Annotated in this window: 8 protein-coding genes; 5 read left to right on the top strand and 3 right to left on the bottom strand. The window is 76.1% G+C overall.

Annotation, left to right across the window (positions count from 1 at the left end):
• Positions 1 to 585: 585 nt before the first annotated feature.
• The 3 genes from ACIQVT_RS12640 to ACIQVT_RS12630 form a co-directional block, all read right to left on the bottom strand.
• Complete coding sequence (locus tag ACIQVT_RS12640; protein ID WP_403751275.1) at positions 586 to 1,257, bottom strand: 4'-phosphopantetheinyl transferase superfamily protein; 672 nt, start codon at positions 1,255 to 1,257, stop codon at positions 586 to 588.
• Between the two features lie 72 nt (positions 1,258 to 1,329).
• Positions 1,330 to 2,808, bottom strand: coding sequence for a class I adenylate-forming enzyme family protein (locus ACIQVT_RS12635; protein ID WP_403751273.1), 1,479 nt, complete (start codon positions 2,806 to 2,808; stop codon positions 1,330 to 1,332).
• Positions 2,808 to 3,059, bottom strand: a complete 252-nt coding sequence (locus tag ACIQVT_RS12630) for an acyl carrier protein (RefSeq protein WP_403751271.1) — start codon at positions 3,057 to 3,059, stop codon at positions 2,808 to 2,810. The genes ACIQVT_RS12635 and ACIQVT_RS12630 overlap by 1 nt, the downstream gene beginning before the upstream one ends.
• A gap of 340 nt (positions 3,060 to 3,399) precedes the next feature.
• Here ACIQVT_RS12630 and paaA point away from each other — a divergent pair, with 340 nt between their 5' ends.
• Genes paaA through ACIQVT_RS12605 form a run of 5 tightly spaced genes read left to right on the top strand, consistent with a single transcriptional unit; the run spans position 3,400 to position 7,729 of the window.
• A complete protein-coding gene (paaA, locus tag ACIQVT_RS12625) occupies positions 3,400 to 4,572 on the top strand; it encodes a 1,2-phenylacetyl-CoA epoxidase subunit PaaA (RefSeq protein ID WP_403751269.1) in 1,173 nt (390 codons plus the stop codon).
• Entirely contained in the window at positions 4,569 to 4,880 is a 312-nt protein-coding gene (gene paaB / locus ACIQVT_RS12620; RefSeq protein ID WP_403751267.1) for a 1,2-phenylacetyl-CoA epoxidase subunit PaaB, read from the top strand. Before paaA ends, paaB begins: the two co-directional genes overlap by 4 nt.
• Positions 4,864 to 5,658 carry a 1,2-phenylacetyl-CoA epoxidase subunit PaaC gene (paaC, locus tag ACIQVT_RS12615; RefSeq protein WP_403751265.1) on the top strand — a complete coding sequence of 265 codons (795 nt, stop codon included), beginning with the start codon at positions 4,864 to 4,866 and terminating at the stop codon, positions 5,656 to 5,658. The genes paaB and paaC overlap by 17 nt, the downstream gene beginning before the upstream one ends.
• The gene (paaD, locus tag ACIQVT_RS12610) at positions 5,652 to 6,227 is read left to right on the top strand and encodes a 1,2-phenylacetyl-CoA epoxidase subunit PaaD (protein WP_403751787.1); all 576 of its coding nucleotides are present in this window, start codon (positions 5,652 to 5,654) and stop codon (positions 6,225 to 6,227) included. Before paaC ends, paaD begins: the two co-directional genes overlap by 7 nt.
• On the top strand, positions 6,224 to 7,729 hold the full coding sequence (locus ACIQVT_RS12605) for a 2Fe-2S iron-sulfur cluster-binding protein (protein WP_403751263.1): 1,506 nt from the start codon (positions 6,224 to 6,226) through the stop codon (positions 7,727 to 7,729). The genes paaD and ACIQVT_RS12605 overlap by 4 nt, the downstream gene beginning before the upstream one ends.
• Positions 7,730 to 7,753 lie beyond the last annotated feature (24 nt).

Raw genomic sequence — 7,753 nt, 5'->3', positions numbered from 1 at the left:
GACCCGAGCGGGCCGGGGCCGCCGAGGACTCCACCTCGGCCCCGGCCCGCAGGGCTCGGCGCGGACCGGGGCGCGCGGGCACGCGACGCCCGGCCGGGGGAGCGGCCCCCGCCCTCACCGGCCGGCAGGACGAGCCGAACCGGGCCACCTCTCGGCGGGCAGACCGGTGCCGCCTCGTCGGTCCGTGGCTGTGCCCTGCCCCCCGCAGACTCCGGCCTTCGCGGTCCGTGACGTCTGTCGGGCACCTGCCCGGAGGCGGTGCTCAGCGACGCCCTCACGTTCCGGCACCGACACCCCGTCCGCCTGACACACACCTCTCCGGTCCGGCCCATCGGCAGGGGTTTCACCGACCGTGCCGGCCGTGCTCAGGCGCGGGGAAGCCACCGGCCCGGCGCGTCGGCCCCTGCACGACGGCCGTCACCCGACGGGCGACCCCGCGGCAGCGGCCCCCGCGCCGACCCGTGAACGCCGACGGCCCCCGCCCCGCGCGTCGTACGCGGGACGGGGGCCACGGAGACCGGCGGTCGCGGTCAGGGGCGGCGGACGGCGGACGACGGACCGCGGACGACGGACCGCGGTCGGCGGTCACGGTCGGCGGTCGGCCCAGCCGAGGACCGTACTGAACACGCCCGCGCCGACCGCCACCACCTCGACACGCACGGCGCGTGCCGGACCGTGCCGCGTCTCGACCCGCAGTCCGCGTCCGAGGGGAAGCGCCCGGAGATCGCGCAGACTCCCGAGCAGGCCCACCGGCAGGGGGTCCGGCCCGCCGTGCAGGGCCTTCCACGCGGCCTCCTTCGCCGAGAACAGCGAGGTCACCGACCACGGTGTCGCAGCCGGTCCGGGAGCGCGCAGCAGGTCCTCCTCGTCCGCGCGCAGCACCAGCCGTGCCGCCCGGGCGGGCAACCGGCTCAGTTCCAGATCGCAGCCGGTCGGAACGTCGTGGCCCGGCGCCCGGGCCACGGCCACCGCGACCCCCGCGCTGTGCGTGATCGACGCCGCGCACCCGGGAGGGAACCGCGGCAGGCGGCCCACCCGCGGGATCTGCCCGCAGACCAGTCCGACCGCGCCCAGTGCGCGCCGCGCCGCGAGCCGGCCGGCCAGGAACTCCAGCCGCCGCCGTGGCGGCATGGCCGCCGCCGCGGTCTCCTCGTCGGGTCCGGCGGCGACGACCCGCGGGTCCGAGACGACGGCGATGCCCAGCCCGAGCCCGGCCGCCGCCCACCCGGGCCGCAGCGGGCCGAGCCGGGCGGTCACCTCGGGGCCCGGCTCGGTCGGCGTGCCCGGGGGAGGGCCGGCCGGATCCGGGCGGGGGGAGGGGCGCACCGGTCAGGCCCGCAGCAGCTTCTTGACGATCTTCCCGGCCGGGTTGCGCGGCACCTGCTCGGTGAACTCCACCCGCCGCGGACGCTTGTACGGCGCGAGGTGCCGGCCCACGTGGGCGAGCAGGTCCGCGGCCCGGGTGTCCGGCTCGGCGACGACGTACGCCAGCGGCACCTCGCCGTAGTCCTCGTCGGGCATGCCGACGACCGCGGCGTCCCGTACGGCGGGGTGGGACATCAGGGCCCGCTCGACCTCCGAGGGGTACACGTTCTGCCCCGCCCGGATGATGACGTCCTTGGTGCGGTCCACGAGGTGGATGCGGCCCGCGTCGTCGACGAAACCCAGGTCCCCGGTGCTGATCCAGCCGTCGCGGCTGATCTCGCGCGTGGCCTCGGGGTCGTTCCAGTAGCCCCGCATGACGCCGGGCCCGCGCACGACGATCTCGCCGATCTCGCCGCGCGGCACCTCCCGGCCGGCGTCGTCGACCGCCCGGGCGGACATGCCGGGTACGACGCGTCCGCAGGGGATGCGGGCGGTGACGTCCCCCGGGGCAGGGTGCTCGTCGGGGCCGAGGGTGACGAACGGACCGCCGACCTCCGTCATGCCGTACACCTGCCGGAAACCGCAGCCGAGGCGTTGCACGGCTTCGGCGTACACGTCGAGCGGCATGGGGGCGGCGCCGTACAGGATCTCCCGCAGGGAGGACAGGTCGGCGCGCTCGGCGCCCCTGGCCTGGAGCAGGAAGCGAAGCATCTGCGGCACCAGCCACATGTGGGTGGCCCGGTGTTCCTCCACCGCGGCCAGGGCCCGTTGCGGGGTGAAGCCCGGCATGAGCACCAGGGTGGCGCCGGCGGCCAGGTAGGTCAGGGACACCACCATGCTGCCGTGGTAGAGGGGACAGCAGTTGACCATGACGATGTCGTCGGTGGGCCGTGCCATGACCAGCCAGCCCAGCGCGATGGCGCGGAACGAGGCGCTGTCGACCGTGACACCCTTGGCCTGCCCCGTGGTCGCCGAGGTGTGCAGTACGGCGACCGGGTCGGTGTCGGCGGGCTCGGGCAGCTCGCGCTCGTCGGCCAGGGTGCCCAGCGCCTCGAACACCGGCTTGTCCAGGGCCATCCTGATCCGCACCGACGCCGGCAGTTCGCGGTGGCGGTCCAGCAGCTCCGACTCGCCGATGACGGCCACCGCTGCGACCCGTTCCACGATGCCGGCGACCTCGGGCACGGTCAGGCTGTGGTTCAGCGGGACGAACAGCGCGCCGAGCCGGGCCAGCGCGAAGTACGTCTCCAGGACCTCCACGCGGTCCTTGGACAGCACGGCGACCCGGTCACCGCGCTCGATGCCCAGATCGGCCAGTCCCAGGGCGAGTTCGCGCGTGCGGTCGTACAACTGCGACCAGGTGACCCGGCGCCGCTCGTCGATCAGTGCGGGCCGGTCCGGCCGGCACTGGCGGTTGCGTTCCAGCAGTTGCGTCAGCCACATCAGGCACCGCCGGCGCCGGCGGGGGAGCGCTCGGCCGTGAACCGCTCGTAGTCGGCGATGGTGTGCAGCTGTTCCATGTCGTCGGCGGTGATCTCCACCCCGAGCCGCTGTTCCACGAGCAGGACCAGACGCACCAGGTCACCGGAGTCGATGCCGCTCGCGGCGAGTTCGACGTCGTCACCGACCCGCTCGGTGTCGGCGAACTCCTCGGTGCCGGTGAGTTCGACCAGCAACTGCCTGATGGTGCTCATGCTCTCCCCTTCCGCCGCGGCCGGTGGCCGCCGGCGCTGTTGATGGGTGCGGTGTCAGCCGAACAAGAGGCCCGCGCGACGGACGGCGATCCCCGCGCCCGGCGTGAGCTTTGTCACGCGCCCGCACCGGCCGGCCCGGGGATAGCGGGGCCCGTGCGCCGCCTCTTTCCGAGACGGAGACCGCACCCCGCGACCCGTCCGGCACCACGGGCGCCGTGTCGCGCGGGGTGTGCCCGAGTCCGGGAAACGCCGAAGGAGTGATGCCAGTGCCCAGGCCAGACGTCCGGTCCGAGGGCCGGTACGTGCCCGCCGAGACGGAGGCCGGCCGCGGAGGCACCGCATGAGCGCCCAGCCGGCCGCGCCCGCGCCCGCCGCGTCTTCCCCGCCCGCCGCGCCCCCCGATCCCCCTGCGCCCCCCAAGTCCCCCGTGCCCCCCGCGTCCACAGCGCCCGACGAGCTGCTCGCGCACTTCGACGGCCTCATCGCCACTGGGCGGACGATCGAGCCGCGCGACTGGATGCCCGACGGCTACCGCCGGATGGTGATCCGCCAGATCGCCCAGCACGCGCACTCGGAGATCATCGGCATGCAGCCCGAGGGTGCCTGGCTCACCCGGGCACCCTCCCTGCACCGCAAGTCGGTGCTCATCGCCAAGGTCCAGGACGAGGCCGGGCACGGGCTGTACCTCTACTCCGCCGCCGAGACACTGGGCGTGGACCGGGCCGACCTGCTCGACGCCCTGCACCGGGGTCGGCAGCGGGCCTCGGCGACGTTCGACCACCCGGCGCTGACCTGGGCCGACACCGGCGCCATCGCCTGGCTCACGGACGGCGCCGCCGTCATCAACCAGGCCCCCCTGTGCCGTACGTCCTACGGGCCGTACGCGCGGGCGATGCGCCGCGTCTGCCAGGAGGAGGCCTTCCACGTCCGGCAGGGGTACGACCTGATGCGCGCCCTGTGCGAGGGGACACCGGAGCAGAAGGCGATGGCCCAGGACGCGGTGGACCGCTGGTGGCTGCCGGCCGTGGCGCTGATGTTCGGCCCGCCCGACACCGAGGCGGGCGGCGCCGAAGCCCGTACCGCGCCCCTCGGCGCCGCGGTCTCCCGCCGCGCCCTGGCCTGGGGCATCAAGCGGCACACCAACGACGAACTGCGCCAGCGTTTCGTCGACAGCTGCGTCCCGCAGGCCGAACGCCTCGGCCTGACCCTCCCGGACCCGGCCATCCGCTGGAACGAGGGACGCGGCCACTACGACTTCACCCCGGTCGACTGGGACGTCTACCGTGCGGCGCTCGGCGACGACACGCACTGGTCCCGGCAGCGCGTCGCCCATCGGCGCGCGGCCCACGAGGACGGCGCCTGGGTACGGGAGGCGTCCGCGGCGTACGCCGCCCGCCACGGCACCGACGGACCACCCCGGTCCCCGGCGGCGGGCCCCGGAGCGGACCCGGTGACGCGGACCGGCACGGACCCGGCCGGGGGAGTGCGGGAAGGGGCGGGTGAGCGCGGATGAGCCGGGAACAGGAGGGCGCCCCGGCGTCCTGGGAGGTCTTCCTCCGGCCCCGCCGGGGCCTCGCCCACCAGCACGTGGGGTCCGTGCGCGCCGCCGACGCCGAGACCGCGCTGCTGCGGGCCCGTGACCTGTACACCCGGCGCGGCGATCCGCTGTCGCTGTGGGTGGTCCGCTCGGACGCCGTGCACGCGGCCTCCCCGGAGGAACGCGACCCGTTCTTCGCGGGTGCCCGCCACAAGCCGTACCGGTATCCGGAACAGTTCGCTCCGCTGACCGAGGAAGGTCCCCACGGTGACCCTCTCGACTGACCCCGCCGCCACCGCGGCCATCCGCGCCGACGCCCACCTCGCCGTGCACCTGCTGCGCCTCGGCGACGACGCCCTCGTCCTCGGCCAGCGGCTGTGCCAGTGGATCACCCGGGCGCCGACCATCGAGGAGGACATGGCCCTGTCCAACATCGCCCTCGACCTGATCGGTCACGCCCGCGTCCTGCTCACCCTGAGCGGACAGGTCGACGGGACCGGCCGCACCGAGGACGAGTTCGCCTACACCCGCGGCGACCGGGAGTTCACCAACGCCCTGCTGGTCGAACTGGGGAACGGGGACTTCGCGGCGACCGTCGCCCGGCAACTCGTCTACACCCACTACGCCGTCCTCCACTACGAGGCCCTGGCCGGGTGCGCGGACGCCCGGTTGGCCGGGTTCGGGGAGCGCGCCGCCAAGGAGGTGGCCTTCCATCGCATGCACGCCGACAACTGGACGCTGCGGCTGGGGCTCGGCACCCCGGAAAGCTCCCGCCGCATGCAGCGGGGCCTGGAGCGGGTGTGGCCCTACACCGCCGAGCTGTTCGACGAGGACGAGGTACTGCGCCACCTCGTCGCGGAGGGCACGGTGCCCTCGCCGGCCCCACTGCGACCGGTGTGGGAACGGCGGATCGGCGAGGTGGTCACCCGGGCCGGCCTGACCGTGCCGACCCCGCGCTGGCAGGCCCGGGGCGGTCGGGCGGGCCTGCACACCGAGGAGTTCGGGCCGCTGATCGCCGAAATGCAGTCCGTGCACCGCCAGTTCCCGGGGGGCCGCTGGTGACCCGCCGGACCACCGCGGCGACCGCACCGGCCCCGTCCCGGACGGCCTCCCCGGCGTCGGCGCCCGTCGTACCCCTGCGCCCCGCCCGCGAGGTGGCCGAGGTCCGGGCCCTGGTGGAGGCGCTGCCCGACCCGGAGCTGCCGATGCTGAGCCTCGGCGACCTCGGCGTGATCCGCTCGGTCGCCCCCGCCGCCGACGGAGTGCTCGAGGTCCACGTCACCCCGACCTACCTGGGCTGCCCGGCACTGCCCGCCATCGTCTCCGCGATCCAGGACGTCCTGACCGCCAACGGCCACCCCGAGGGGCGGGTACGGCAGGTGCTGTCCCCACCGTGGACGACGGAACTCATCACGCCGGCCGGCCGGGAGGCGCTCGCCGCCCACGGCATCGCCCCGCCGGTGTCCGCCCCGGCCGGCGGCCCGGTCGGCGTCGCGCTTGCCCAGGCGCCCTGCCCGCACTGCGGCTCCCGGGCCACCCGGCCGCACAGCGACTTCGGGCCGACCCGCTGCCAGTCCGTGCTGCGCTGCACGGCATGCCACGAGCTGTTCCCCCACCTGAGCGCGCTGTGAGGCAGACCGTGAACACCCTCGACACCTCCGGACCGGCCGATGCCGCCACCAGCGCGCTCCCCGCTTGCGGAGCGGGCTCCGCCACCCCGGGAGCCGCCTTCGCCAGGCCGGGCGCGCCCGACACCACCCCGGGAGCCGCCTTCGCCAGGCCGGGCGCGCCCGACGCCACCCCGGGGGCGGCCTCCGCCACCCCGGGAGTGGCCTTCGCCAGGCCGGGCGCGCCCGACGCCACCCCGGGAGTGGCCTTCGCCAGGCCGGGGGCGCCCGACGCCACCCCGGGTACGACCGCCGCTGGGAACCCCACCGGTACGGCCACGGACCTGCCCGCCACCATGGACACCCCGCCCGCCCCGGACACCACCACCCCGCCCGCCCCTGCCGGCACGGCTCCGCCCGCCGCCCGCGCCGAACCCGCCGGCCGGCCCCGGCGCACCGGCTGGTACCGGCTCGTGGTCACCGAGGCCCGGCACCTGCCCGGGGACGCGGTGGCGGTCACCCTGGACGTGCCGGAGCCGTTGCGCGAGGTGTTCGCCCACCGGCCCGGCGAACACGTCGTGATCCGGCACCACCTGGCCGGCACGGAACTGCGCCGCAGCTACTCGGTGTGCCCCCCACCCGAAGACCCGGCCGCGCTGCGTCTGGTGATCAGGCGTGGCGCCCCCGGCGGCTTCGGCACCCACGCCGCCACCGCCCTGACGGCGGGGGACACCCTCGAACTCTCGCCGCCCACCGGCGAATTCGCGCTGCCCGCGCTGCCCGGTGGCCACCACGTCCTGATCGCGGGCGGCTCCGGCATCACCCCGCTCGCGGCCATGGCCGCCACCGCCCTGCGCGCGGACCCCGCCTGCCGGGTCTCCCTGATCCACTCGGTCCCGACCTCCGCCGACGCCCTGCTCGCCGACGAACTGGCCGGACTGAAGGACGCGTTCGTCGACCGCCTGACCGTCCTGTACGTCCTCACCCGGGAGGAGCGCGACAACGGGCTGTCGGGCGGCCGGATCGACGGGGTGAGACTGCCGCGCCTGCTCGCCGCGGTCGGCGCCCGTCCCGGCCCCGGCACCGCGTTCGCCCTGTGCGGCCCGGCCGGCATGGTCGACGCGGTGCGCCGGGCGCTCACGGCATGGGGCGCCCACGCGGACCGGATCCGCTGGGAGACGTTCACACCCGCCGGCCCGCCGCCCGGCCCGCCGCCCTCCGGGCCCCCGGCCGCCGCACACCGCACCGGGACCCGCGTCACCGCGCTGCTCGGCGGTCGTCGCCGCGCGGCGACCGCCGGACCCGGGGACGCCACGATCCTGGACGCGCTGCTGCGCACCCACCCCGACGTGCCGTACGCCTGCCGCGAGGGCGTGTGCGGCAGTTGCCGGGCCCGCGTCGTGTCCGGCGGGGTGACGTCGCCACCCCAGTACGCCCTGGACGCCGATGACCTCGCCGCCGGCTACACGCTCGTGTGCCGGGCCCGGCCGCTCGGCCCCGAACTCACCCTCGACTTCGACGCATGAACCCGGCGCACGTCCCGTGCGTCC

The organism is Streptomyces sp. NPDC100445 (assembly GCF_044759735.1).
Lineage (GTDB): Bacteria > Actinomycetota > Actinomycetes > Streptomycetales > Streptomycetaceae > Streptomyces.
Note: the sequence above shows the minus strand (reverse complement) of the source record. Positions and strands in the feature narration are given on the sequence as shown.